The sequence below is a fragment of the Actinoplanes awajinensis subsp. mycoplanecinus genome, assembly GCF_001509495.1.
Lineage (GTDB): Bacteria > Actinomycetota > Actinomycetes > Mycobacteriales > Micromonosporaceae > Actinoplanes > Actinoplanes palleronii.
The window spans coordinates 205,155-227,334 of record NZ_LLZH01000234.1; the positions used below are offsets into that span (position 1 = coordinate 205,155).

The window sequence follows — 22,180 nt, forward strand, 5'->3', positions numbered from 1 at the left end:
CAAAATCACTCCCGCACCCCGGCCAGCAGGGTGTCGCTGAGCTCGCACTGGTACGGCGAGCCCTCCGGACTGCCCTCGAGGCGGTTGGTCAGGTAGACCATCACCAGCCCGCGCGACGGGTCGGCCCAGCCCAGGCAGGCGTTGGAGCCGTTGTGGCCGAACGCCCGCCGGCTGCTGCGTCTGCCCATCGGCCGGGGCCGCAGCGGATCGTTCTCGTGCCCGCCCAGCTGGAACCCGGCCGACCACCGGATCCGGTTGCCGAGGATCAAATCCTTCTCGCCGCTGGTCGACGGCGCGCAGGCCTCGGCCACCGCGTCCGCCGCGAGCAGCCGGGCGTCCAGCAGGGACTGGTAGAAGACGGCCAGGTCCCGGGCCGTGCTGGAGATGGTGGCCGCCGGGATCACCGCGTCCCGGGTGACCCGCCGGTTCGCCGCCCACTGCAGCGCCCGCGGGCCGCCGGACGGGGCGCCGCGCATCGGGATCCGCCGGGGCGGCGCGTTCAGGTGGGTGTCGCGCAGGCCGAGCGGTTGCCGGATCCCCTCGTGCAGGACATCGCGCAGTGAACGCCCGGTGACCCGCTGGATGAGCTCGCCGAGCAGGAACCCGTAGCTCAGCGTGTGGTAGGCGGGCAGCCGTCCGGGCGCGTGGTGCGGGCGGGCCGCGGCCAGGGCGCGCACCGATCGGTGCCAGTCCGGCGCGAGCAGGGCGTCGCGGTACAGACTTTTCACGTACGGGAGACCGGACCGATGCTGCAGCACCTGTCGTACCGTGATGTCTTGTTTGTGGTTTTCCTCGAAGCCGGGCCAGTAAGCGGACAGCGGCGCGTCGAGTCGCAGCAACCCCTGCTCAGCGAGCTGATGGACGAGCACGGCGATCAATGGTTTGCCGGCCGAGAAGAGCAGGAACGGCACGTCCGGCGGCGCGCCGAAGGACCTGTCGATCAGCACTTCGCCGTGCCGCAGCACCACCAGTTGCGCGGCCGCACCGCGCGCGGCCGCCATCGCGAGCATGGTCCGCACCGCCGCCGGTGCCACGCCGAGCTCCTCGGCGGGCGTCTCGTCCCAGACCCGCCGCGCCGCATGTTCGATCGTCACGAAGCCTCCCCGGGACGCAGGGTAACGACCGTCCCTGAGAGCGCGTCGCACCCTGGGTGAACCCGACAGGCTGAAACATCTTTCGGGTACGCACCATTGAGGTTAAATCCACACGTCCAGAACGGCCGGGCAGATATGACTCATGTGGTATGTACGGCGATCGCCGCCGGTCACCCACACTCAAAGCTGTCTATACAGCCTGGCGAAACGGAGCACCCCCATGCCCGTCCCGAAACAGCATCGCCGCATTCTGGCGGTGACCGTCCCCACGTTCCTCGCGTTGCTGGCCCTGCTCTTCACGCTGGCCTCGACGCCCGCCACGGCTGCCGCCTCGCTGACCGTCGCCCAGGCGATCGCCGGCCAGAGCGGCTCCGGCACGGTGCTCGGCTACATCGTCGGCGAGCCGACCGCCACCAGCACCGTGAAGTTCAGCAACTTCACCGGCGACACCGCCCTGGCGATCGCCGACAGCAAGACCGAGACCAGCACCACCAAGATGCTGTACGTCCAGATCACCAGCTCCTACCGGTCCTCGTTCGGGCTGCTCAGCAACCCGTCGCTGATCGGCAAGGCGCTGACCGTCAGCGGCTCGCTGGAGGCGTACTTCTCGCACGCCGGCCTGAAGTCGCCGACCGCGATGACCCTGGGCTCGACGTCGACCACCAGCCCGACCGCGACCACCACGGCCACCGCCACGCCGACCGCGTCCAGCAGCACCGACGCGTACTACGCGGCCGCCTCCGGCAAGTCCGGCGCCGCGCTGAAGTCCGCGCTGCACAAGATCATCTCCACCGGCGTCACCAAGCTCTCGTACGACGGGGTGTGGAACGCCCTGAAGGTCACCGACCAGGACCCGTCGAACTCGTCGAACGTGATCCTGCTCTACTCGGGCACCAGCCGGTCCAAGACGCTCAACGGTGGCGACGTCGGCGACTGGAACCGCGAGCACGTCTACGCCAAGTCGCACGGTGACTTCGGCACCGTCACCGGCCCCGGCACCGACCTGCACCACCTGCGCCCGGAGGACGTCACGGTCAACTCGATCCGTGACAACAAGGACTTCGACACCGGTGGCTCGGCGGTCTCCGGCGCGGCCGGCAACTACACCGACTCGGACTCGTTCGAGCCGCGCGCCGCGGTCAAGGGCGACGTGGCCCGCATGATCTTCTACATGGCCGTCCGCTACTCGGGTGACGACGGCTTCGCCGACCTGGAGGTCAACAACTCGGTCTCCAACGGTTCCAACCCGTACATCGGCAAGCTCTCGGTCCTGCTGCAGTGGAACGCCGCCGACCCGCCGGACGCGTTCGAGAAGAACCGCAACCAGGTCATCTACAGCACGTACCAGCACAACCGGAACCCGTTCATCGACCACCCGGAATGGGTCAGCTCGATCTTCGGGTGATCACAGGCCGCTGAGGTCGGGCCCAGGCGTGCGGCCGGCCCGACCTCGGCGCACCACCCCCACCACCACGACCGTCCCCCCGGTTCCCCCGTCGACGCCCGGCCCTCGCGCCGGGCGTCGGCGTGTCTGCGCCCTTGTGCGGCAGGCCGACACTCGCGGGATGGGGATCGGTCGGTGGATCGGCGGTGTGGCGCGCGGAGGGCGGGACCCGGATTTCGTCCTGGTCTCGGCGGTGCCGGCGCAGGAGGCCCGGCGGCGGCTGGGTGCGGCGGTCGTGAGCGGGACACAGGCCTGGCGGCGGGCGCCGATGATGGTCCCCGACGACCGGGTGGTGTACGGCCACGTCGGCGAGGACGGATTCCGGCTGATGCTGCTGCGGGTGCGGTTCTCGCGCCATCTGCGCCAGCCGTCGCTGCGAGGGGAGATCGTCGCCGTCCCGGCCGGCTGCGAGATCCGCTGCACGCCGGGTGGCAGCCAGCCGGGCCGGGCGCTGCTCTGGGCCGGGGCCGTCGCCGGCTCGCTGATCGTGTTGCTCGGTGTCGTCGACACTGTCGTGCCGCTGGTGCACGGGTCGTTCCGGGAGGCGTTGATCGGTCCGGTGGTCGTCGGTGCCGGTACGGCGGTCGCACTGCTGGGTGCCGGCCTCGCCTGGCTGGCGCGCGGGGTGAACCGTACCGACAGCGAGTTCCTGCGTTCCTGGGTGGCCGAGAAGCTGGACGGCTCCCCGGCCCGATAGCGGGTTCCACGCCACCCGGTGCGATTTATGACTAGGTTTACCCCTTACGAGTGATAGGTGGCTTCTGCGGCAATCCGGCTTCCGCGCGGCCCCGAACTCCTCGAACAGGGCCGCCGCCAGAGGGCGCGCCCGCGAGCGTCAAAGGGGACGCCGACATGCTCGATCTCATCCGCCGCAACACCGCCCGAGCCATTCCGCTGATGGCCGCGGCGATCGCCCTCTCCGCCGGAGGTGGCGCCATCGCGCACGCCGCCTCCAGCAGCGACCCGAAGGGCGAGGCCACCACCGCGACCGGTGGACGCGGCCCGAACGAATTCGGCATGACCATGGGCAACCACGCCGGTCATGGGTCCAGCTTCACCTACAACCACGGCTTCTACTGCGACTCGCACGTGACCGCGGCGTCGACCACCGGCTGCGAGGTCGGCGAGAAGGCCAAGGTGGCGCCGGCCAAGGACTTCGACCCGCTCTTCATCACGGTGCCGCTCGGCTTCACCGCCAAGGGCCTGGACTGCCCGGACAAGCTGACCTGCGTCGACCACCCGATGAACCTGGACATGACGCGCCTGGCGGAGGCGCTCGCCCCGGTCTACAAGACCACTCCGGAGAAGCTGAAGCCGGCCCTGGAGAACTTCACCACGCCGGGGCACGACCACTTCATCACCACCAAGAACAAGGGCAAGGCGGAGTGGTGGGACGTGCAGGTGGTCGGGGTCACCAGCGCCACCACCTACAAGGCCATCCAGAAGCACCAGAGCTGGACCTACCTGTCCGGCCTGATCAAGGCCAAGAACAAGAACGTGGTCGGCCCGATCCCGACCAACATGTTCCTGTTCTTCGCCGCTCACTGACAGCCGGCCCCACCTGAGGTGCGCCGGGCGGGGGCCCGGCGCACCGCCCGACCCCCGGCGGGCTCGGCGTGCCGGGTCAGCGGGTGAAGACGGCTCGCCAGCGGCGGATCAGCCGGGTGCCGGGTGCCCCGATCTCCTCTACCGAGATCGGGCGCAGTCCGGGGCCGGCGAAAGCGTCGACCTCCGCCCGGGTCAGTGGCCACGGTGGGCCGTCCCCCACCCCACTGGTCCCCGGCGGAACGGCGGGCGCCGCCGGGGCATTGGCCGGTGGCGGGAAGTCGGTGGCTGCGGCGGCCAGGACCAGGAGGGTTCCGCCCGGTGCGACGAACTCGCCCACCCCGGCGATCGCCCGGGCGCGGATCCCGGCGGGCAGGGCCTGCACGTTGTTGCTCTCCAGGACCAGGTCGAAGGCCCGGGTCCACGCCGCCGGCGGGTCGAGCAGGTCGGCCACCTGATAGGCGACCGGTGACTCCGGGTGCCGTGAACGAGCCAGCTCGATCGCGGTGGCTGCGATGTCAAAAGCGGTCACGGCATACCCCAGAGCCGCGAGATGCTCCGCGTCGCGGCCCGGACCGCAGCCGACGACCAGGGCGCGCCGGCCCTCGCCCGGCGGCAGCGGGAACTCCCGCAGGTGCACGCTCGCCGCCGCCACGTCCCACGGCACGACCGCGTCGCCGTCCCGCGCCGAGGCATAGAGCTCCTCGAACCAGCCGGTCGCGTCCCCGGCCGCCAGCGACGCGGCCGCGAACCGCCGGGTGTCGGTGGGCGGGGGCGCGGGTGGCTCGGTCATCGGCGGGGGACGACCCGGCGCAGTTCGCGCAGTGCCTGGCGGCGGACGTCGCCGGTCAGGGTGTCGATGTAGAGGCGGCCGTCGAGGTGGTCGGTCTCGTGCTGCAGCGCCCGGGCCAGGAACTCGGTACCGCGGATCACCAGGGGCTCGCCGTGCTGGTCGAAGCCGCTGGCCGTGACCGACATCGATCGCTTCGTGGAGTAGCCGAGGCCGGGCAGCGACAGACAGCCCTCCTCGTCCTCCTGCTCCCCCTCGAAATCGGACAGCACCGGGTTGATCATGTGTCCCACCTCGCCGCCCACGTTGTAGGAGAACACCCGCAGACTCACGCCGATCTGCGGTCCGGCGACACCGGCGCGGCCGGGTTCGCGGACGGTGTCCTCCAGGTCGCGGACGATCTCGCGCAGGGTGGCGTCGAACGCGGTGACCGGGTCGGCGGGCGTGCGCAGGACCGGGTCGCCGTAGATCCGGATGGGCCTCACTGTCATGCCTGAAAGCCTATCGGCTCGTTACGCCACCGCCGACAGCTGCCGGACCGGGGCGTCCGGCAGCAGGTGCGGACCGGCGAACCGGATCGCGCTCAGCTCGGTCGCCACCGCGCGGTCGATCACGGTGATGGTCGCGGCCTCCCGGTGGATCGGGTGACCAGAATCGGCCACCTCGCGCAGGAGCCGCTGCCAGTTGCGGCAGTGCGCGGCGAAGACCGACGGGCGGACCTTCCGGTTCCGGGTCCGCTGTCCGGCGAGAGCCTCGCCCGGGTCGACGTCGAGGAGCAACAGATGGGTACGACGATCCGCCCGCCGCGCCGCCCCGGTGATCAGCCGGCGCGCCCAGCTCCGCGTCCCGGACTCGTGCACCACGATCGATTCCGGTCCCCGCAGCGCGCGGTACAGCCGCACGTAGTGGCTGGCGTGCACCAGCGGCCGCCAGTACTTGTACGGCAGCGCCCCGAAGTACCGGCTCAGCCGCACCCGCCCGTACTCGGAGTCGAGCAGCCGCACCCCCGCCTGCGGCAGCAGCCGCTTCAGCAGCGTGGTCTTGCCCGCTCCCGGCACACCGGCCACCACCAGCAGCGACCCCGCCGGAAAGTTGAGCTCCCCGACCCGCTGCCCGCGGAGGTCGCGGGCGGCACTCGGAGCGATCGAAGCGGTGGCAAGGGCTGTCGCCATGGTCGTTTCCTCTTCCCGCCACCGGGGCAGAGGACCGTTTTCCCGCGACCGCCGAGACTCCGGTCCCTGTCGCGGCGACACACGTCACCTGCAGGGCCGAAGGTCTCGTCCGCCCCGGGTACGTGACCCGGGGCCCGGCCGCCGGGCGCCGCGAGGCGCCAGGATGTCGAACGACCGACGAAAGGACTACTCCCCTTCGCGGGCGACGATAGCGTCAGGCCGCAAACAGGGCCGCGCGGTCGCCGACCAGCATGTGCTTCAGCTTGATCAGGGAGCGCCGGGTCTGGCTCTTGACCACGGTGATCGGGACGTTCAGCTCGGCGGCGACCTGCTCGACGGTGTGGTCGGCGAAGTAGCGCAGCAGCACGATCGCCCGGTCCCGGGCCGGCAACCGGTCCACCGCGATCATCATGGTGATCCGCAGATCGGGATCGGACGTGTAGGACGGTTCGCGCAATTCGCCCGGAGTGGACTCGGTGGAGCTGCGGCGGCGCCTGTGGTCCAGATACGTCCGGAGCAGGACCTTCTGGGCGTACGCCGAAAGGTTGTCGCTCTCCGCGGCCCGGTCCCAGCTCAGGAACAGCTTGGTCAGCGTGGTCTGGGTCAGGTCCTGGGCGAGGTGCCAATCCCGGCAGAGTTGATACGCACTGTGGTGCAGCCGCTGCGAGCTGTCGTGCGCGAAGCGCGGGAACCCGGGGCTCGCGGAGCGCGGGGCGGGAACCGCCGGTGGGTCGAGGAGTTCGAGCATGACCTGGGTGTCGCCTTCTCTGCAGCCACCGCGGCCTGGTCGCCACTGTGGACCGTCTCGGTGAAACGCGTGCGCCAAGGTACGCGCTCGGCCCCCGGCCGTGGGGGCGGACGGTGAGAGTGGCACGCAATAGGTAGAGAACGCTCGGAAGGGGCTATGCGGCGCCTGTGACCGTCCCGGCCAGGGCGGCGCGCAGCGGTCCGGCTTTCGCCGCGGCCTCGGCGACCTCGTCGGCCGGGTCGCTGTCCGCGGTGATCCCGCCGCCCGCCCAGGCGTGCACCCGGGCGCCGTCGACCGCCACGGTCCGGATGCTCAGCCCCAGGTCGACGTGGTCGTGTCCGATCCAGCCCAGGCCACCCATGCTCACCCCGCGGCCCACCGGCTCCAGGGCGGCGATCTGGTCGAGCGCGGCGTGCTTGGGCGCCCCGGTGACGCTGCCGCCGGGGCAGACCGCGCGGAGCAGCTCGGCGAGGCCGACGTCGCCGTCCAGGGCCGCCGAGACGACCGACTCGGCCTGCCAGAGACCACTCCACCGGCGTACCGCGAACAGCTCGTCGACGCGGACCGGGCCGGTGCCGGGCAGCCGGGCCAGGTCGTTGCGCTCCAGGTCGACGATCATGATGTGTTCGGCGCGTTCCTTGGCCGAGGCGAGCAGCTCCCGGTGCCCGGCCGCGGTGGCCGGGCGGGTGCCCTTGATCGGGCGGGTGATCACCCGGCCGTCGCGGACCTCGACCAGGGTCTCCGGCGAGGCGGTCGCGATCGCCCACCGGCCGCCGGGGCCGGCCAGGACGCCGCCGTACCGCGCTCCGGGCAGAGCGGCGACGCGGCGCAGGGCCGCGGCCGGATTCCCGGTGTACGGCGCGGACGCGTGCCCGACCACGTTCACCTGGTAGACGTCGCCGCGGCCGATCGCGTCGCGGACCCGCTGCACCGCGCCGGCGTGCTGCCCGGGGGTCCAGCTCGCGTGCCAGGAACCGAGTGCCCAGTCGTCCGTTGAACCCTGCGCGGGCACCTCGGCGTGCACCCAGATGACGGCGTACACGTCCGGGACCGCGGGGACCGGACTGGGGCCGCCGGCAGTGGCGTTGATCATCACGCATCCGGCATCCGCGGATACGTAGAGCGACGCCCCGCAAATAGCGCCATGGCCATCCGGCCGGTCTTTGTCACCCGTTCGGCCGAGCTTTCGCACCGGCAGTCCGTTGCCCTCCAGGAAGGCCGTCACAAGCTCGGCAGGGTCACCGGAATCACCCCGGAACCACTGGAACGTACGTAACGCATGGTGACGGGCACCGCAGGACGCCGGAGCACCCGGCGGAGCACCGAGAGGAGGTACCGGAGAGTGGTCGCCGAGGCCGTGTGCGTGGACTATCGAACTTGTGAATTCGTGGGCGGACGCCGTCACCGCTGTGAACCGCTGTCGTTCGATGTGAGGTAACGTTCGGCCTCGACTTTGTGAACCTTCACACAGCCCCCTACCGGAGTAAACCTGATGTGCCAGCACCTAGCGCAATGCCCCTCAGCCGAAGCCATCGATCGGGAGGCCGCCCGTACCGTGGCGACCTTCCAGGAACAGGGCTGGAGCCTGCTCTGCAACGGCGTCATCGTGTTCGAGGACACCGGCGAACTGCTGCCGGACGGCACGACGATCGAACCGCACCGCGGCCCGGCAGTGCACTGCCTCGCCGCGTAAATATCACTCAGGGTAACGAAACGGCCGTTTTATTGGCGGAGGTTCGACGGCCCTGGCGAGAGACGGCGCAGGCCGCGATCCGAAGACCGCGACCTGCGCACGCATCCTAGATATCAGTTCTCGTAGGCCTCCGGCGAGGGGCACGAGCAGACCAGGTTGCGATCCCCGTAGGCCCCGTCGATGCGGCGCACCGGCGGCCAGTACTTCGCCGTCCGGTCCACGCCCTCCGGGAAACCGGCCACCGACCGCGGGTAGGGGTGCGACCACTCGTCCGCGGAGACCGACGACGCGGTGTGCGGCGCGTTCGCCAGGGGGTTGTCGTCCTTGGGCCAGACGCCCGCGGCGACCTGGTCGATCTCCTTCTTGATCGCGATCAGCGCGGCGCAGAACCGGTCCAGCTCGGCCAGGTCCTCGCTCTCGGTCGGCTCCACCATCAGGGTGCCGGCGACCGGGAACGACATGGTCGGCGCGTGGAAGCCGTAGTCGATCAGCCGCTTGGCGACGTCGTCGACCGAGACGCCGGTGGCCTTGGTGATCGGCCGCAGGTCCAGGATGCACTCGTGCGCGACCAGGCCGTTCTCCCCGGCATAGAGCACCGGGTAGTGCTCGCGCAACCGGGCCGCGACGTAGTTGGCGGCCAGGACCGCGGTCGCGGTGGCCTGCGCGAGACCGTCCGGGCCCATCATCCGTACGTACGCCCAGGAGATCGGCAGGATGCCGGCCGAGCCGTGCGGGGCGGCCGAGACGGCGTGGTGGTCGCCCGGCTCGAGGGGGTTACCGGGCAGGAAGTCCGCCAGGTGCGCGCGGACCGCGACCGGGCCGACGCCGGGGCCGCCACCGCCGTGCGGGATGCAGAACGTCTTGTGCAGGTTCAGGTGCGACACGTCGGCGCCGAACTTGCCCGGCTTGGCGAAGCCCACCAGCGCGTTGAGGTTCGCGCCGTCGACGTACACCTGGCCGCCGGCCTCGTGCACGCTCGCGCACAGGTCGGCGATCGAGGTCTCGTACACGCCGTGGGTGGACGGGTAGGTCACCATGATCGCGGAGAGCTGGTCGCGGTGCTTCTCGATCTTGGCGGCCAGGTCGGTGAGGTCGACGTTGCCGTTCTCGTCGCAGGCCACCACGACCACGCGCATGCCGGCCATCACCGCGCTGGCCGCGTTGGTGCCGTGCGCCGAGGACGGGATCAGGCAGACGTCGCGGTGGGTCTCGCCGCGCGAGCGGTGGTAGCCGCGGATCGCGAGCAGCCCGGCCAGTTCACCCTGCGAGCCGGCGTTCGGCTGGACGCTGACCGCGTCGTACCCGGTGATCTCGGCGAGCCAGCCCTCGAGCTGGGCCACCAGGTCCTCGTAGCCGCGGGTCTGGTCGGCCGGCGCGAACGGGTGGATGTTCGCGAACTCCGGCCAGCTGACCGCCTCCATCTCGGTGGTGGCGTTCAGCTTCATCGTGCACGAGCCCAGCGGGATCATTCCGCGGTCCAGCGCGTAGTCACGGTCGGAGAGCTTGCGCAGGTAGCGCAGCATGCCCGTCTCGGAGTGGTGGGTGTTGAACACCGGGTGGCTCAGGTAGTCGCTGGTCCGCACGAGCGCGTCCGGGATCACCCGGGGGCCGGTGGTCTTCTCCGGCGCGCCGAACGCCGCCAGCACCGCGGCCACGTGCGCGTCCGTGGTGGTCTCGTCGGCCGACATCGCGACGTGGTCGGCGTCGACGAGCCGCAGGTCGATCCCGGCGGCCGCGGCTCCGGCGACGATCTCGGCGGCCCGGCCCGGCACCCGCGCGGTCACCGTGTCGAAGAACGCGGCCTGGGTGGTCTCGATACGCGCCGCGGCGAGGCCGGCGGCGAGCGCGCGCGCCTTGCGGTGGGTGCGCTGCGCGATCTCCCGCAGCCCGGCCGGGCCGTGGTAGACCGCGTACATGCCGGCCATCACGGCGAGCAGGACCTGCGCGGTGCAGATGTTGCTGGTCGCCTTCTCCCGGCGGATGTGCTGCTCACGGGTCTGCAGGGCGAGGCGGTAGGCGGGCGCGCCGTCGGCGTCCTTGCTGACACCGACCAGGCGCCCGGGCAGGCTGCGCTCCAGACCGCTGCGCACCGCCAGATAGCCGGCGTGCGGGCCGCCGAAGCCCAGGGGTACGCCGAAGCGCTGCGTCGTACCGGCCGCGATGTCCGCGCCGATCTCACCCGGTGCGCGCAGCAGAGTCAGCGCCAGCAGGTCGGCGGCGACCGTGACCAGGGCGCCCTTGGCGTGCGCCGCGGTGATCAGGTCGGCGTGGTCACGGACCGCGCCGGACGCGCCCGGGTACTGCAGGTGCAGCCCGAAATACTCCTCGGGCAGCGCGTCGCCGGCGTCCAGGTCGACGAGCGTGACCTCGATCCCGAGGGGCTCGGCCCGGGTACGCAGCACCGCCAGGGTCTGCGGGAAGGTATCGGCGTCCACGACGTACACCGGAGTCTTGACCTTGGAGGCGCGGCGGGCGAGCGTCATGGCCTCCGCGACCGCCGTGGCCTCGTCGAGCATCGACGCGTTCGCCGTGGTCAGCCCGGTCAGGTCGGTGACCATGGTCTGGAAGTTGAGCAGCGCCTCGAGCCGGCCCTGGCTGATCTCCGGCTGGTACGGCGTGTACGCGGTGTACCAGGCCGGGCTCTCCAGCACGTTCCGCTTGATCACGGCGGGGGTGTGCGTGCCGTAGTAGCCGAGGCCGATCATCGGGGTGGCCACCGTGTTGCGGCCGGCGATCGCGCGCAGCTCGGCGATCGTCTCCTCCTCGGAGGCGCCGGCCGGCAGGTCGAGCTCACCGTGGAACCGGATCGACTCGGGGATCGCGGCATCCATCAGGGCATCGAGTGATCCGTACCCGATGGCCTTGAGCATCTCCGCCTGCTCGTCGGCCTGCGGGCCGATGTGGCGGTGGGTGAACGACGACGTCATAGGGGCAGCTCCCGGGCGTTGAGAAGGTCGACACGCAACCTCCCCCTCTGTCATACCCAGCCCTTCACGTTCGAAAGACGGAGCACTTCAGAGTCGCCTGCCCACGCGGTCCTTTTGCCTGAAAGTTTCCGGGGAGGATTTGCCTCTTCGGCGCCGACGGACCCTGACAGAATCAGGACCCAGGTCTCTCCCGCGCGGGTGTAGCCGGCCTCACCAACCTACCAGCGGACATGACCATGATCGGCATGCCTAGGCTGGGGCTGTGACCTACACCCCTGCCGACGACCGCTACGAGTCGATGACGTACCGCCGCGCCGGGCGCAGCGGGCTCAAGCTACCCGCCATCTCCCTCGGCCTCTGGCACAACTTCGGCGACACCCGACCGGCCGACCGTCAGCGCGACATCGTGCGCCGCGCCTTCGACCTCGGGGTCACCCACTTCGACCTGGCCAACAACTACGGCCCGCCGCCGGGCAGCGCCGAGACCAACTTCGGCAGGATCCTCAACGGCGACCTCAAGCACCACCGCGACGAGCTGATCATCTCCAGCAAGGCCGGCTACACCATGTGGGACGGCCCGTACAGCGACTTCGGCTCCCGCAAGTACCTGATCAGCTCGGCGGACCAGTCGCTGAAGCGGCTCGGCGTCGAGTACGTCGACATCTTCTACCACCACCGGCCGGACCCGGAGACGCCGCTCGAGGAGACGATGAGCGCGCTCGACCAGATCGTCCGGTCCGGCAAGGCGCTCTACGTCGGCCTGAGCAACTACAAGGCCGAGCAGACCGCGCAGGCCGCCGCGATCCTGCGTGAGCTGGGCACGCCGCTGCTGATCCACCAGCCGTCGTACTCGATCCTGAACCGCTGGACCGAGCACGACAACCTGCTGGACACCCTGGAGGAGGCCGGCGCCGGAGCGATCGCGTTCAGCCCGCTGCAGCAGGGCCTGCTCACCGACCGGTACCTGGACGGCATCCCGGACGACTCGCGGATCCGCACCAGCGTGTTCCTCAACGAGAACGCCCTGGACGCGAAGACCATGGGCCGGCTGCACGCGCTGAACGACATCGCGAAGCGCCGCGGCCAGTCCCTGGCCCAGCTGGCCCTGGCCTGGGCGCTGCGCGACCCGCGGATGACCAGCCTGATCATCGGCGCGTCCAGCGTCGAACAGCTGGAGAACAACATCGCCGCGCTGGACAACCTCCCGCTGTCGCAGGAGGAGCTGGACGCCATCGACGCCACGGTCCTCGACCTGTAAACCCGTCGCTGCCCGGGCACGGGTTCAGTACCGTGCCCGGGCATGGACCTCGTCGAGAAGCACACGATCCTGGCGGTCGTCGTCGGGTCGCGCGCCTACGGCCTCGAAGGCCCGGGCAGCGACCACGACCGGCGCGGCGTCTACGCGGCGCCGACCCGGGACTTCTGGCGTCTCGACAAGCCGCCGACCCACCTGGACGGGCCCCGCGAGGAACAGTTCTCCTGGGAGGTCGAACGGTTCTGCACGCTCGCGCTGCAGGCCAACCCGACAGTGCTCGAAGTGCTCTGGTCGCCGCTGATCGAGCAGGTCACCGACGACGGGCGGGAACTGCTCGCGGCCCGCGGCGCGTTCCTGTCCCGGCGGGTCGCCGAGACGTACGGCAACTACGCGCGGGACCAGCTCGACCGGGTCGCGGCCCGGCGCGCCCGGACCGGGGAGATCAACCACAAGCAGGCCATGCACATGATCCGGCTGCTGACGGCCGGTGCGCACGTGCTGCGGACCGGGGAGATCCTGGTCGACGTGCGGCACCTGCGCGACCGGCTGCTGGCGGTCAAGCGTGGCGAGCTGAGCTGGGACGCGGTCGCCGCGTGGGCCGCGGAGCTGCTCGCCGACCTGTCGCGGGCCGCCGCCGACACCACGCTGCCCGAGCGGCCCGACCGGGAACGGGTCGACGCGCTGCTCACCGCCGTACGGGAAAGGAATCTGCCGTGACCCTCGACGTGCCGGAGTGGGCGGCGGACGCTGCCACCGACCTTCCCTATCCCCTGATCTTCTGCACCGTGAGCGGCGCGCACCTGTACGGCTTCGCCTCGATCGACTCGGACCTCGACCTGCGCGCCGCGCACCTGCTGCCGCTCGCCGAGGTCGTCGGGCTGCGAACCGGGCCGGAGACGCTGCAGCGCGGCGGGGTCCGCGACGGCGTCGAGCTGGACGTGGTCTCGCACGACCTGCTGAAGTTCGCGCGCCTGCTGAACAGCCGCAACGGCTACGTGCTGGAGCAGTTGCTGTCGCCGCTGGTGGTGGTGACGTCGCCGCTGCACGCCGCGTTGGTGGAGCTGGCGCCGGAGCTGATCACCCGGCATCACGCGCACCACTACCTGGGGTTCTCGCACAGCCAGGAGAAGCTGTACGCCAAGGGCGGGGAGTTGAAGCCGGCGTTGTACACGCTGCGGGTGCTGCTCACCGGCATCCACCTGATGCGGACCGGCTCGCTGGAGACCGACCTGCGGGTGCTCGGGGCGGACGTCGACTATGTGGCCGACCTGATCGCGGCGAAGCGGGAGGCCGAGCACGGGCCGTTCCCGGCCGGGGTGGCGGAGCGGCTGGCGGCGGACATCCCGCGGTTGCGGGCGGAGCTGGAGGCGGCCCGGGACGCGTCACCACTGCCGGACAAGCCGTCGGCGGAAGCGGTGACGGCCCTGCACGACCTGATCGTCCAGACCCGCCTGAGCTGATCCCGGCGCGGCGCGCGCGGGTCAGCTGGTTCTGACGGCCCTCATGACGGCTCGATAACGGCCCTCACCGCCAGCCGCGCGGCCCGCGGGCGGCCCGCGCGCTGCCCGCCCGCGGCCTGCGGACACCACCCGGGCGGTAGGTTCGCCTGCATGATCGTCGCGCGCTCGCTGCTCCTCTTCGTGCTTGCCGCGTTCGCCGAGATCGGTGGCGCGTGGCTGATCTGGCAGGGCTGGCGGGAGAACCGCGGCCTGTGGTGGGTCGCCGCCGGCGTCGTCGCGCTCGGCGCCTACGGGTTCGTCGCCACCCTGCAACCCGACGCGAACTTCGGCCGGATCCTGGCCGCCTACGGTGGCGTCTTCGTGGCCGGCTCGCTCGGCTGGGGCATGGTCGTCGACAAGTTCCGCCCCGACCGCTGGGACGTCGTCGGCGCCGCGATCTGCCTGATCGGCGTCGCCGTGATCATGTATGCCCCCCGGCACACGCCGTGATCCCCGCCAGGATCAGGTTGACGCCGTCCAGGTACTGCTGCCGGTCGTCGTGCTCGCGCAACTGACCCGCCACGCTCCGCAAGAACGGGTACTCCCCCGCGTCCAGCCCGGCCCACGCCGCCGCCTCCGCACCCAGGATCTCCCCCCGGTCGGCGCCCGGCTGGTGGGCGCGCGCGTTCGCCGCGTTCTGCGCGCCCACCCCGAGCACATAGTTGAGCAGCGCCGACGCCGACGTGAACTGCGCCGCGGCCGGCACCCCGAGCGCCTGCACCTGCTGGCCCAGCCGCTCGAAGAGCCGCCGCAACGCCGGCTGCGACGGCATGTGGGTCAGCTGCGTACCGACCCACGGATGCGCCTCGATCGCGTCGAAGACCCCGAGCGCCACCGCCCGGATCGCGTCCGGCGGCGTGGCGCCGGCGGCAGCCGCGGGCACTGTCCGGTTCAGCACAGCGTCGGTGGCGGCGATCAGCAGCTCACCCTTGTTCGCCACGTGCCAGTAAATCGCGCCCGGCCCGGTGTTCAGGTGCGCGGCGAGAGCGCGGAACGTCAGCCCACCCTCGCCCTCGGCGTCGAGCAGTGCGGTGGCGGCGTCGACGATGCGCTCCCGGGAGAGCGCGTCGTCACGCCGCGGTCGGGTCACCATCCGCCCATCCTGGCAGTCCGCCCGGCCGGCGCCGACGAGGGTGGGTCAGGGCCGGCGACCGATCCAGACCATCCGGGTGGACCGGACCACGAGATCGTCGCGGTCCGCGAGATTTTCCGCGTACGCCGTGAGCCCCGCCACCTCGTCCGCGCTGAGCCGGCCGACCAGCCGGGGCACCGTCCGCTGCAGGGTGGCCTGCGCGTACCGCAGGGCTGACGCCGGCAGCGGCGGTCGCAGCTCGATGTCGAAGCGCCGCTCCCCCTCGAGGGCGAAGCCGGCGGTCTTCAGCAGCGCGCCCCAGTCCTCACCCATGTGCATGCCGTGCTCGCGCCGCATCAGGGCCAGCTCGTCGTGCGCGCGCTGCTCGAGCGCCACCCCGGCCGGGTCGGTGAGGAACCGCGGGAACGCGTCCAGCTCGGAGATCATGAAGGCGCCGCCGGGGCGGACCACGTCGTGGACCCGGGCGAGGGTACGGGCCGGGTCGGCCAGGTGGTGCATCGACGCGGACGCCCAGACCAGGTCGGCCGGGCCCAGCGCGGGCCAGTCGCCGTCGAGATCGGCCTGGACGGTGCGGACCCGGTCGCCGACCCCGGCCGCGTCGGCGCGGTGCCGCAGCCCGGCGAGCATCTCCTCGTCCATGTCGACGGCGGTGACCTCGGCGGTGGGCAGGTGCCGGGCCAGGGCGATGGTGCCGACGCCGGTGCCCGCGCCGAGGTCGACGATCCGCGGCCGGTCCCCGACGAGCGAGCCCGCCCAGCCGATCACCTCGGCGTAGTAGTCCCGCAGGACCTCGGCGTCCAGGTCGAGGATCTCGGCGAGGTCGCCGCTCGGCTGTCCGTGCTGGTGGTGGTGACCGTGTTCGTGTGCCATGTCCGTACGCTATCCCGGTCTTGCGTCTGAGACATACTATCTTGCGTATGACGCAAGACGGTGAGCTCGACGCCCTGGTCCGCCAGCGGATCCGCAGCCTGCGGGTGGCCCGCGGCTGGTCCCTCGACGAGCTGGCGAGCCGCAGCTATCTGACACCCTCCACCCTGAGCCGGATCGAGACCGGGCACCGGCGGATCGCCCTCGACCAGCTCGCCCCGATCGCCCGGGCGCTGGGCACCAGCCTGGACCAGCTCGTCGAGTCGGGCCGCGACGAGGACGTGGTGATCCGCCCGCACCACGACGACGCGCGCGGCATGACCACCTGGCTGCTGACCCGCGAGGGCGTCACGGCCGGCATGACGGTGGCGAAGCTGCGCCTCGACCGGGCAGTGCCGGCCGACCTGCGGGTGCACCCGGGCCGGGACTGGTTCGTGGTGCTCTCCGGCGCCGTCGTGCTGCGGCTGGCCGAGCGGACCGTGCTGGTCCGGGCAGGTGAGGCCGCCGAGTTCTCCACGATGGTGCCGCACGCGTTCGGCTCGACCGGCGGCCCGGCCGAGATGCTCTGCATCCTCGATCACGAGGGTGAGCGGTCGCATCTGGGCCCGCACCGCTGACGTCCGGGCCGCCGGCAGGCCTACTCTGGTCGGGGCAGTGAGATCGGTGAGGGAGACGGGATGCACGAGCACGACCATCACCACGGCGGGCACGACCACGGGGTGCGCGCCGACGCCGACCGCCGCTGGCTGGTCGCCGCCCTCACCCTGATCACCGTGTTCATGGCCGGTGAGGTGGTGATCGGCCTGATCGCCCAGTCGCTGGCGCTGCTCTCCGACGCCGCGCACATGCTGACCGACGCCGCCGCGATCGTGCTGGCCCTGATCGCCATGCGACTCGCGGCCCGTCCGCCGAAGGGCGGCTTCACGTACGGGCTGAAGCGCGCCGAGATCCTCTCCGCCCAGGCCAACGGGCTGACGCTGCTGCTGCTCGGCGGCTGGCTCGCCTACGAGGCCGTGCACCGCCTGCTCGCCCCGCCCGAGGTGGCCGGCGCCCTGGTGGTGGGCACCGCCGCGGCCGGCGTGGTGGTGAACATCGCCGCCGCCTGGTGCATGTCGCGCGCCAACCGGACCAGCCTCAACGTCGAGGGCGCCTACCAGCACATCCTCAACGACCTGTTCGCGTTCATCGCCACCCTGATCGCCGGGCTGGTGATGGTCTTCACCGGCTTCACCCGCGCCGACGCGATCGCCTCGCTGATCGTGGTGGTGCTGATGGTCGTGGCCGGCGTCCGGCTGGTCCGCGACTCCGGCCGGGTGCTGCTCGAAGCCGCACCGGCCGGCACCGACGTCGACGCGCTCGGCGCCGAGCTGGCCGCGATCGGCGCGGTCAGCGAGATCCATGACCTGCACCTGTGGCAGATCACCTCCGGACAGACCGCGCTGTCGGCGCACGTCATCGTCGACGACCACGCCGACTGCCACACCGTCCGCCGCGACCTGGAGGACCTGTTGCAGAAGCGGCACGACATCACGCACACCACGCTGCAGGTCGACCACGCCGCCGACACCGCCGCCCCGGCCGGCGAACCGCACTGCGACGAGTCCCACGGCCCCACCCACCGGGCGATCGCCTACCCGAGGGCGTAATACCGCAGCGTGACCGGCCGCCCGTCCGGCCCGGACCAGCCGGCTGCGACATCGTGGGTGTGCGCGAACCCGCGCGCCCGGTAGAACGCGGCCGCACCGGACCGCTTCAACGGGTACGCGTCCGCCTCGTGCGTGGCCCGCAACGCCACCACGCAGGAGTCCAGGTCGCCGGCCAGCCGGCTGCGCATCTCCACCGCACCATCATCGCGCCAGCCCGGGTCACGAACACGACAGCGCGGCCGGGCGCGTCACGACCGTCGATCGACCGGGCCGCGGGTTGAATCGACGGTCGTAGAGGCTTCGGGGGACTGCGCACATGGACTACTACCTGCTGGCCGGGGACGGGATCCTGGTCGAGGAGTTCGTATACGGCGAGGACCACGTGACCGTGGGGCTCGGCGGCGCGATGTGGGCGGGCGGCGACGGCCGATGGCGCGCCGCCGGATCGTTCGGCCGCTTTTTTCGTACGGAGGAAGCGCTCCTCGCCACGGTCACCCCGGTCGGCCGGGAACGCGCCGCGCGGGTCTACCGGGAGCTCGGCGGCGGTGACCTGCCCGGCGAGGACACCTTGCGGGCCGGGTTCGGCGCCCGCGAACGGTTCACCACCTCCGCGCCGCTGCGCCTGGGCGGTGACGAGACGCCGGACGGCTTCGCCGAGAAGCGGCTCTACCGGGTGCTCTTCGCCCGCGAACTGCCCGGCAACCGGCTGGCCGAGCTGAGCGCGTCCTGGCCCGGCGAGGGCGACGGCGGGCTGCCGGGCGGCCGGGGTCGCGCCGGCAACGACCTGTACTCGTGGAACCTGCGCCGCATCGGCCACGGCATCGGCTGGGGCCTCGACGTCACGGTCCTGCTGGGCGGCGATCGACCCGACGTCATCGGTCCCGTCCTGCGCAAACTCACCGCCGACGTCCGCCGCCGCGGCCTCATCCCGGTGACCACGGAACGCTTCACCTGACCCACGTCCACACGCCCCGACCTGCAGTGACCCCGAAGTGTCAAGTCGCAGGTGACCGCCGGCCGGGTCCGCCGAGCCGGTTCCGGGTGATCGGCTTGCCAGGCAGCCGGGCACCGGGTGATGGCCCGTTCTGCCCGGTTCAGGGCCGGCAGACGGACGCGGTCATCTCAGCAGATGGTAAGCAGTCCCGACCAGTGGTCGGGTCGGGGCTCGCCGGGGCGGCACGGGGTCCGCGCTGAGCCATCGGCCCCGCGATGTTCCGTCCCCGAGGGGCGACAACCGCACGCACCACGACCCCGGCTGGCGCCCAGGGCTGCCTCGAGGCCGTCGAGACACCCCTGAGGACCAGCCGCCCGACTCCGGCTGGCGCCCAGGGCTGTCTCGAGGCCGTTGAGGCAGCCCTGAGGACCAGCCGGGCCTCGCGGGCGGTCCGCTCGCCGATGATCTGCACGGGAAGACCTGCCGGGCGCCGGCCGGCAGCACGGCGGTGAGCAGACAGTCGGGCGACTGCTGCCCACCCTCATGATCAAGATCACCCCGATGCGGGGCCGGCGCCGCGGGCGGGGAATCAATGGACGCGAATTGAAGGCGGTTATTCGCCGGGAAACGGTTTGACCTCGCCCTCAGCCACACCCCGGCGGCCGTGGAGCGATCGGGACCAACGGCGGACATACGTCGCTCGGCGGGACCTTTCCCAGGTCGTACCAAAAAATGACAGTGACCCCACAGCCTCTAAAGCTTCCTAGGAGTCTAGGAGCTTGCATTCCGACCGGTATGGCGGTTTAGGCTGGCGGCATGTCCGCGAGCCTCGCCCCCGTTGTCCACCTGGCCCGGCCGCACCGGCCGGTCGTCGTGGCCGGCACCCTCGCGGAATTGCGCGGGCCCACCTGCGGCCTGGTCGAGTTGCCGTTGCGCCTGTGGTGGCAACCGCATCGCACTTTCGATCTCGGGCAGCACGACATGCTGCTGTGGATGTATGAGAATGTGCTCCGGGAATCGATCCGGGTCGACGAGTTGCGCGCCTTTCTGGACGGCGCGACGCTGGTCCGGGTGTGGTCGGAGCTGAATCTGCCGCGCGGGGTGCGTGCCGCCTGGGAGGCCCGCCATCCGTGGTTGTCGGCCCGTCTCGCCGCCTGATGGGTGTAGACGATTTCTACCGTGACGTGGCCCGGATCGCGCTGGGCGTCGCCGACAAACACCGTTTCGTTCTCGGCGGCGGGGTGGCCTGGCTGGTGAACGGCCTGGTCGCCCGGCCCACCGAGGACGTCGACCTGTTCACCGACACCGACGGCGCGGTGGTCGCGGCGGCCGGCGAGGTGGTCGCGGCGCTGACCGAGGCCGGCTACCGGGTGGTCCGCGAGGAGAGCGACGAGCTGTTCGCCGGGATGGACGCGGACATCCAGGAGTTCCTCGTCGCCGGCGAGCACCGGGCGCTGCGGCTGACCCTGTGCCGGCTGGACCGGCACCGCACCCCGGTGGTGATGGACCTCGGCCCGGTCATGCACCTCGACGACCTGATCGCCACGAAGGTCGCTGCGCTGGTCAACCGCCGCGAGGTCCGCGACTACATCGACGTCGCGGCCGCGCTGGAGCGTTATCCGCTGGACCGGATCCTCGATCTCGCGTACGCGGTGGACCCGGCCCTGGACCCGCAGGACATCGCGGACGCCGGCCGCTACCTGGACCGGCTCGACGACGTGCGCTTCACCCTGTACGGCCTGGACGCGCCCCAGATCGCCACGTTGCGTGCTCGCCTCGCCACCTGGCCCCGGGACTGACACGATGGCCCTATGCCGGCGAACACCTGGGGTTTCCGGTCGGTGCGCGGGGTGCGCCGGCCACCCGTGGAGATCGAGGTCGACTTCGGGGCGGGCCCACGGAGTCTGACCGCGGGGATGCCTGTCCTCGACCTGCGGCCCGCGACCGGTCTCACCCCGGCCGAGGGCCCGATCGACTGGACGGCGCTGGCCTTGCTGCCGGACACCACCACGGTGGTGTGGTCCGGTTCTGATCGGGGCCTGGGCGAGGCGCTCGGCGCCCGACCGACCATCACCGCCCTGGACTGGGGTGACGCGGCAGGTGACCTCGACCTGCGCCGGACCTGCCTGGACCGGGTACGGCTGGGCTGTGCGGAGCTCGGCAGTGTCCGCCTGCCGCAGTCGATGACATTCCTGTTCCTGCACCGGAGCCCGGCCGGCCTGCGGGTGGAGGCGCCGGAGGAGGGCCGTGGGCTGCGACTGAGTCTGCTGCGGCACGGAGCGGGGGACGTGGTGCCCGCCGGGCTCCGGCTGACCCCGGTGGTGCGGGTGGGTGCCGGCGGGGAGTTCTCCGCGGCCCGGCTGGCGCCGCTGGCGAACCTGCGGGAGCTGGTCGTGGAGTTCGAGGCGCCGCCCGGTGCGCTGACCGAGGCTGAACGGCTGCGGGAGCATCCGGGGTTGCAGTCGTTGACGCTGATCGACGGCTACGGCCTCGACCCGGCGGCACTGCCGCGGGTGGATCGGCTCCACCTGGTCGGCGCGCGGCAGGCAACCGTCGACGAGCTGCGGCACCGATGGGGTGACAGTCTGACGGTCGAGAACGCACGGGCGGAGTCGTGGTTCGACGAGGATCGGCGAGGCTGAGCGGAACCGTGCCGGTGGCCGCGCCGTCCCAGGAGGACACACCAGGGGAGGGATCGGCGACATGGGCAGACGGATGGTGGGATCGGCAATCGTGCTGGCGCTCGGAGTGACCGGTTGCGCCCAGAACCCGAGCCCGGCGGGAGCGCCACCGGAAGCGCCGTCGGCCGCGTCGACGCCACTGACGAGCGCGCCGGCACCGCTGGCCAGCGCGCCGGGTCCGTTGGTGAGCGTCGCGTCCGGCGGACCGAAAGTGCACAGCCAGTGGGTGTCCTGCGCTGTCGGTCCCGGCAACCGCCAAGACGGTCAAGACGCCCTGACCCTGCCCCGCCTGACCGACAGCTTCCCCGCGGTCTCCGCGGTGATCTGCGATTTCCGCCCGACCCGGGGCACCAAGCTGACGCCCACCGAAAAGCGGACCACCGACGTCACCGCGCTGCTGACCGCCCTGCGACTCCCCGACGAAGCGGCCACGGCCCAGGCCTGCACCCAGGAACTCCCGTTCGTCCCCTGGCTCATCCTAATGGACGCGCAGAACCGCTGGATCCGCCCCGGAGTCCCGGTCGACTCGTGCGGCAAGCCCCGCCAGGAGTTCCGCGACGCCTACCGCAAGCTGCTGCCGGACCGCTGACCAGCGACCGAGCAGCCACGCCACGCCACTGATCAGCGACCCCGCAGCCGCGCCACGCCGGACCACGCCGCTGATCAGCGACCACCCCGCCGGACCACGCCACTGATCAGCGACCGCGCAGCGCCGGCGTCCCCCGCGCGATCGCGCAGACCGCGGCCACACACAACCCCCCGCCGCTGACCAACGCCACCGCCCCCGACGAC

The 22,180-nt window shown here is 71.6% G+C and carries 25 protein-coding genes and 1 riboswitch; of the genes, 15 read left to right on the forward strand and 10 right to left on the reverse strand.

What is annotated here, in order from left to right; all coding sequences use genetic code 11:
- Nucleotides 1-5 precede the first annotated feature (5 nt).
- Entirely contained in the window at nt 6-1,094 is a 1,089-nt protein-coding gene (locus ADL15_RS23885; RefSeq protein ID WP_067695275.1) for a serine hydrolase domain-containing protein, read from the reverse strand.
- Between the two features lie 220 nt (nt 1,095-1,314).
- On the opposite strand from ADL15_RS23885, the gene ADL15_RS23890 reads away from it, so the two are divergent.
- The 3 genes from ADL15_RS23890 to ADL15_RS23900 all read left to right on the forward strand — a co-directional run bounded on the left by ADL15_RS23890 (nt 1,315) and on the right by ADL15_RS23900 (nt 4,086).
- Nucleotides 1,315-2,499 carry an endonuclease gene (locus ADL15_RS23890; protein WP_067695278.1) on the forward strand — a complete coding sequence of 395 codons (1,185 nt, stop codon included), beginning with the start codon at nt 1,315-1,317 and terminating at the stop codon, nt 2,497-2,499.
- 160 nt (nt 2,500-2,659) lie between these two features.
- A complete protein-coding gene (locus ADL15_RS23895) occupies nt 2,660-3,235 on the forward strand; it encodes a hypothetical protein (protein WP_067695281.1) in 576 nt (191 codons plus the stop codon).
- A gap of 155 nt (nt 3,236-3,390) precedes the next feature.
- Nucleotides 3,391-4,086, forward strand: coding sequence for a hypothetical protein (locus ADL15_RS23900; RefSeq protein WP_198170986.1), 696 nt, complete (start codon nt 3,391-3,393; stop codon nt 4,084-4,086).
- Between the two features lie 76 nt (nt 4,087-4,162).
- Here ADL15_RS23900 and ADL15_RS23905 read toward each other — a convergent pair whose 3' ends face one another.
- From ADL15_RS23905 to ADL15_RS23925, 5 genes are all read right to left on the reverse strand, one after another.
- Nucleotides 4,163-4,876 (reverse strand): class I SAM-dependent methyltransferase, encoded by a 714-nt coding sequence (locus ADL15_RS23905; RefSeq protein ID WP_067695284.1) that lies wholly within the window; start codon nt 4,874-4,876, stop codon nt 4,163-4,165.
- Nucleotides 4,873-5,364, reverse strand: a complete 492-nt coding sequence (locus tag ADL15_RS23910) for a peptide deformylase (RefSeq protein WP_067695287.1) — start codon at nt 5,362-5,364, stop codon at nt 4,873-4,875. The genes ADL15_RS23905 and ADL15_RS23910 overlap by 4 nt, the downstream gene beginning before the upstream one ends.
- 21 nt (nt 5,365-5,385) lie before the next feature.
- On the reverse strand, nt 5,386-6,045 hold the full coding sequence (locus ADL15_RS23915; RefSeq protein ID WP_067695289.1) for an AAA family ATPase: 660 nt from the start codon (nt 6,043-6,045) through the stop codon (nt 5,386-5,388).
- A gap of 214 nt (nt 6,046-6,259) precedes the next feature.
- Nucleotides 6,260-6,793 carry a sigma-70 family RNA polymerase sigma factor gene (locus ADL15_RS23920; protein WP_067695290.1) on the reverse strand — a complete coding sequence of 178 codons (534 nt, stop codon included), beginning with the start codon at nt 6,791-6,793 and terminating at the stop codon, nt 6,260-6,262.
- 154 nt (nt 6,794-6,947) lie between these two features.
- On the reverse strand, nt 6,948-8,165 hold the full coding sequence (locus tag ADL15_RS23925) for a chorismate-binding protein (protein ID WP_083971664.1): 1,218 nt from the start codon (nt 8,163-8,165) through the stop codon (nt 6,948-6,950).
- 120 nt (nt 8,166-8,285) lie between these two features.
- Between ADL15_RS23925 and ADL15_RS23930 the strand changes: the two genes are divergently transcribed.
- Nucleotides 8,286-8,486, forward strand: a complete 201-nt coding sequence (locus ADL15_RS23930) for a DUF5999 family protein (protein ID WP_067695293.1) — start codon at nt 8,286-8,288, stop codon at nt 8,484-8,486.
- 113 nt (nt 8,487-8,599) lie between these two features.
- Here the strand turns inward: ADL15_RS23930 and gcvP are convergent, their stop codons facing one another.
- Nucleotides 8,600-11,413 (reverse strand): aminomethyl-transferring glycine dehydrogenase, encoded by a 2,814-nt coding sequence (gene gcvP, locus ADL15_RS23935; RefSeq protein WP_067695295.1) that lies wholly within the window; start codon nt 11,411-11,413, stop codon nt 8,600-8,602.
- A 96-nt stretch (nt 11,414-11,509) separates the two neighbouring features.
- Nucleotides 11,510-11,616, reverse strand: a riboswitch (glycine riboswitch).
- A gap of 59 nt (nt 11,617-11,675) precedes the next feature.
- Between gcvP and mgrA the strand changes: the two genes are divergently transcribed.
- The 4 genes from mgrA (at nt 11,676) to ADL15_RS23955 (ending at nt 14,617) form a co-directional block, all read left to right on the forward strand.
- Entirely contained in the window at nt 11,676-12,671 is a 996-nt protein-coding gene (mgrA, locus tag ADL15_RS23940; protein ID WP_067695298.1) for an L-glyceraldehyde 3-phosphate reductase, read from the forward strand.
- Nucleotides 12,672-12,713: 42 nt separating this feature from the next.
- A complete protein-coding gene (locus tag ADL15_RS23945) occupies nt 12,714-13,385 on the forward strand; it encodes a nucleotidyltransferase domain-containing protein (RefSeq protein WP_067695300.1) in 672 nt (223 codons plus the stop codon).
- Nucleotides 13,382-14,128 (forward strand): nucleotidyltransferase domain-containing protein, encoded by a 747-nt coding sequence (locus ADL15_RS23950; RefSeq protein WP_067695303.1) that lies wholly within the window; start codon nt 13,382-13,384, stop codon nt 14,126-14,128. Before ADL15_RS23945 ends, ADL15_RS23950 begins: the two co-directional genes overlap by 4 nt.
- A 150-nt stretch (nt 14,129-14,278) precedes the next feature.
- Nucleotides 14,279-14,617: a YnfA family protein gene (locus ADL15_RS23955; protein ID WP_067695306.1), complete on the forward strand. Its 339-nt coding sequence runs from the start codon at nt 14,279-14,281 to the stop codon at nt 14,615-14,617.
- On the opposite strand, the gene ADL15_RS23960 is transcribed toward ADL15_RS23955, so the two are convergent.
- Both ADL15_RS23960 and ADL15_RS23965 read right to left on the reverse strand, forming a co-directional pair.
- Nucleotides 14,589-15,260 carry a TetR/AcrR family transcriptional regulator gene (locus ADL15_RS23960; RefSeq protein WP_067695309.1) on the reverse strand — a complete coding sequence of 224 codons (672 nt, stop codon included), beginning with the start codon at nt 15,258-15,260 and terminating at the stop codon, nt 14,589-14,591. The two genes, ADL15_RS23955 and ADL15_RS23960, sit on opposite strands and share 29 nt — an antisense overlap.
- 45 nt (nt 15,261-15,305) lie before the next feature.
- Complete coding sequence (locus ADL15_RS23965) at nt 15,306-16,130, reverse strand: class I SAM-dependent methyltransferase (protein ID WP_067695315.1); 825 nt, start codon at nt 16,128-16,130, stop codon at nt 15,306-15,308.
- Nucleotides 16,131-16,177: 47 nt separating this feature from the next.
- On the opposite strand from ADL15_RS23965, the gene ADL15_RS23970 reads away from it, so the two are divergent.
- Both ADL15_RS23970 and ADL15_RS23975 read left to right on the forward strand, forming a co-directional pair.
- Complete coding sequence (locus ADL15_RS23970) at nt 16,178-16,744, forward strand: helix-turn-helix domain-containing protein (RefSeq protein ID WP_067695317.1); 567 nt, start codon at nt 16,178-16,180, stop codon at nt 16,742-16,744.
- 60 nt (nt 16,745-16,804) lie between these two features.
- A complete protein-coding gene (locus tag ADL15_RS23975; protein ID WP_067695319.1) occupies nt 16,805-17,773 on the forward strand; it encodes a cation diffusion facilitator family transporter in 969 nt (322 codons plus the stop codon).
- Here ADL15_RS23975 and ADL15_RS23980 read toward each other — a convergent pair.
- On the reverse strand, nt 17,758-17,967 hold the full coding sequence (locus ADL15_RS23980) for a hypothetical protein (protein ID WP_067695322.1): 210 nt from the start codon (nt 17,965-17,967) through the stop codon (nt 17,758-17,760). The genes ADL15_RS23975 and ADL15_RS23980 overlap by 16 nt on opposite strands.
- A 122-nt stretch (nt 17,968-18,089) precedes the next feature.
- Between ADL15_RS23980 and ADL15_RS23985 the strand changes: the two genes are divergently transcribed.
- From ADL15_RS23985 to ADL15_RS24005, 5 genes are all read left to right on the forward strand, one after another.
- Nucleotides 18,090-18,728 carry a hypothetical protein gene (locus ADL15_RS23985; RefSeq protein WP_067695325.1) on the forward strand — a complete coding sequence of 213 codons (639 nt, stop codon included), beginning with the start codon at nt 18,090-18,092 and terminating at the stop codon, nt 18,726-18,728.
- A gap of 795 nt (nt 18,729-19,523) precedes the next feature.
- Complete coding sequence (locus tag ADL15_RS23990; protein WP_067695328.1) at nt 19,524-19,865, forward strand: hypothetical protein; 342 nt, start codon at nt 19,524-19,526, stop codon at nt 19,863-19,865.
- Nucleotides 19,865-20,506: a nucleotidyl transferase AbiEii/AbiGii toxin family protein gene (locus ADL15_RS23995; RefSeq protein WP_067695331.1), complete on the forward strand. Its 642-nt coding sequence runs from the start codon at nt 19,865-19,867 to the stop codon at nt 20,504-20,506. Before ADL15_RS23990 ends, ADL15_RS23995 begins: the two co-directional genes overlap by 1 nt.
- A 12-nt stretch (nt 20,507-20,518) precedes the next feature.
- Nucleotides 20,519-21,349, forward strand: coding sequence for a hypothetical protein (locus ADL15_RS24000; protein WP_067695334.1), 831 nt, complete (start codon nt 20,519-20,521; stop codon nt 21,347-21,349).
- Between the two features lie 61 nt (nt 21,350-21,410).
- Entirely contained in the window at nt 21,411-21,977 is a 567-nt protein-coding gene (locus tag ADL15_RS24005; RefSeq protein WP_157441572.1) for a hypothetical protein, read from the forward strand.
- Nucleotides 21,978-22,180 lie beyond the last annotated feature (203 nt).

Excerpts from the sequence above, each read along its gene's own strand:
- ADL15_RS23915 (WP_067695289.1), bottom strand. The coding sequence starts at position 6,045 with ATGGCGACAGCCCTTGCCACCGCTTCGATCGCTCCGAGTGCCGCCCGC.
- ADL15_RS23945 (WP_067695300.1), top strand. The coding sequence starts at position 12,714 with ATGGACCTCGTCGAGAAGCACACGATCCTGGCGGTCGTCGTCGGGTCG.
- ADL15_RS23975 (WP_067695319.1), top strand. The coding sequence starts at position 16,805 with ATGCACGAGCACGACCATCACCACGGCGGGCACGACCACGGGGTGCGC.
- ADL15_RS23955 (WP_067695306.1), top strand. The coding sequence starts at position 14,279 with ATGATCGTCGCGCGCTCGCTGCTCCTCTTCGTGCTTGCCGCGTTCGCC.
- gcvP (WP_067695295.1), bottom strand. The coding sequence starts at position 11,413 with ATGACGTCGTCGTTCACCCACCGCCACATCGGCCCGCAGGCCGACGAG.
- ADL15_RS23995 (WP_067695331.1), top strand. The coding sequence starts at position 19,865 with ATGGGTGTAGACGATTTCTACCGTGACGTGGCCCGGATCGCGCTGGGC.
- ADL15_RS23905 (WP_067695284.1), bottom strand. The coding sequence starts at position 4,876 with ATGACCGAGCCACCCGCGCCCCCGCCCACCGACACCCGGCGGTTCGCG.
- ADL15_RS23990 (WP_067695328.1), top strand. The coding sequence starts at position 19,524 with ATGTCCGCGAGCCTCGCCCCCGTTGTCCACCTGGCCCGGCCGCACCGG.
- ADL15_RS23985 (WP_067695325.1), top strand. The coding sequence starts at position 18,090 with ATGGACTACTACCTGCTGGCCGGGGACGGGATCCTGGTCGAGGAGTTC.
- ADL15_RS23910 (WP_067695287.1), bottom strand. The coding sequence starts at position 5,364 with ATGACAGTGAGGCCCATCCGGATCTACGGCGACCCGGTCCTGCGCACG.
- ADL15_RS23960 (WP_067695309.1), bottom strand. The coding sequence starts at position 15,260 with ATGGTGACCCGACCGCGGCGTGACGACGCGCTCTCCCGGGAGCGCATC.
- ADL15_RS23970 (WP_067695317.1), top strand. The coding sequence starts at position 16,178 with ATGACGCAAGACGGTGAGCTCGACGCCCTGGTCCGCCAGCGGATCCGC.
- ADL15_RS23890 (WP_067695278.1), top strand. The coding sequence starts at position 1,315 with ATGCCCGTCCCGAAACAGCATCGCCGCATTCTGGCGGTGACCGTCCCC.
- ADL15_RS24005 (WP_157441572.1), top strand. The coding sequence starts at position 21,411 with ATGGGCAGACGGATGGTGGGATCGGCAATCGTGCTGGCGCTCGGAGTG.
- ADL15_RS23930 (WP_067695293.1), top strand. The coding sequence starts at position 8,286 with ATGTGCCAGCACCTAGCGCAATGCCCCTCAGCCGAAGCCATCGATCGG.
- ADL15_RS23920 (WP_067695290.1), bottom strand. The coding sequence starts at position 6,793 with ATGCTCGAACTCCTCGACCCACCGGCGGTTCCCGCCCCGCGCTCCGCG.
- ADL15_RS23900 (WP_198170986.1), top strand. The coding sequence starts at position 3,391 with ATGCTCGATCTCATCCGCCGCAACACCGCCCGAGCCATTCCGCTGATG.
- ADL15_RS23895 (WP_067695281.1), top strand. The coding sequence starts at position 2,660 with ATGGGGATCGGTCGGTGGATCGGCGGTGTGGCGCGCGGAGGGCGGGAC.
- ADL15_RS23965 (WP_067695315.1), bottom strand. The coding sequence starts at position 16,130 with ATGGCACACGAACACGGTCACCACCACCAGCACGGACAGCCGAGCGGC.
- ADL15_RS24000 (WP_067695334.1), top strand. The coding sequence starts at position 20,519 with ATGCCGGCGAACACCTGGGGTTTCCGGTCGGTGCGCGGGGTGCGCCGG.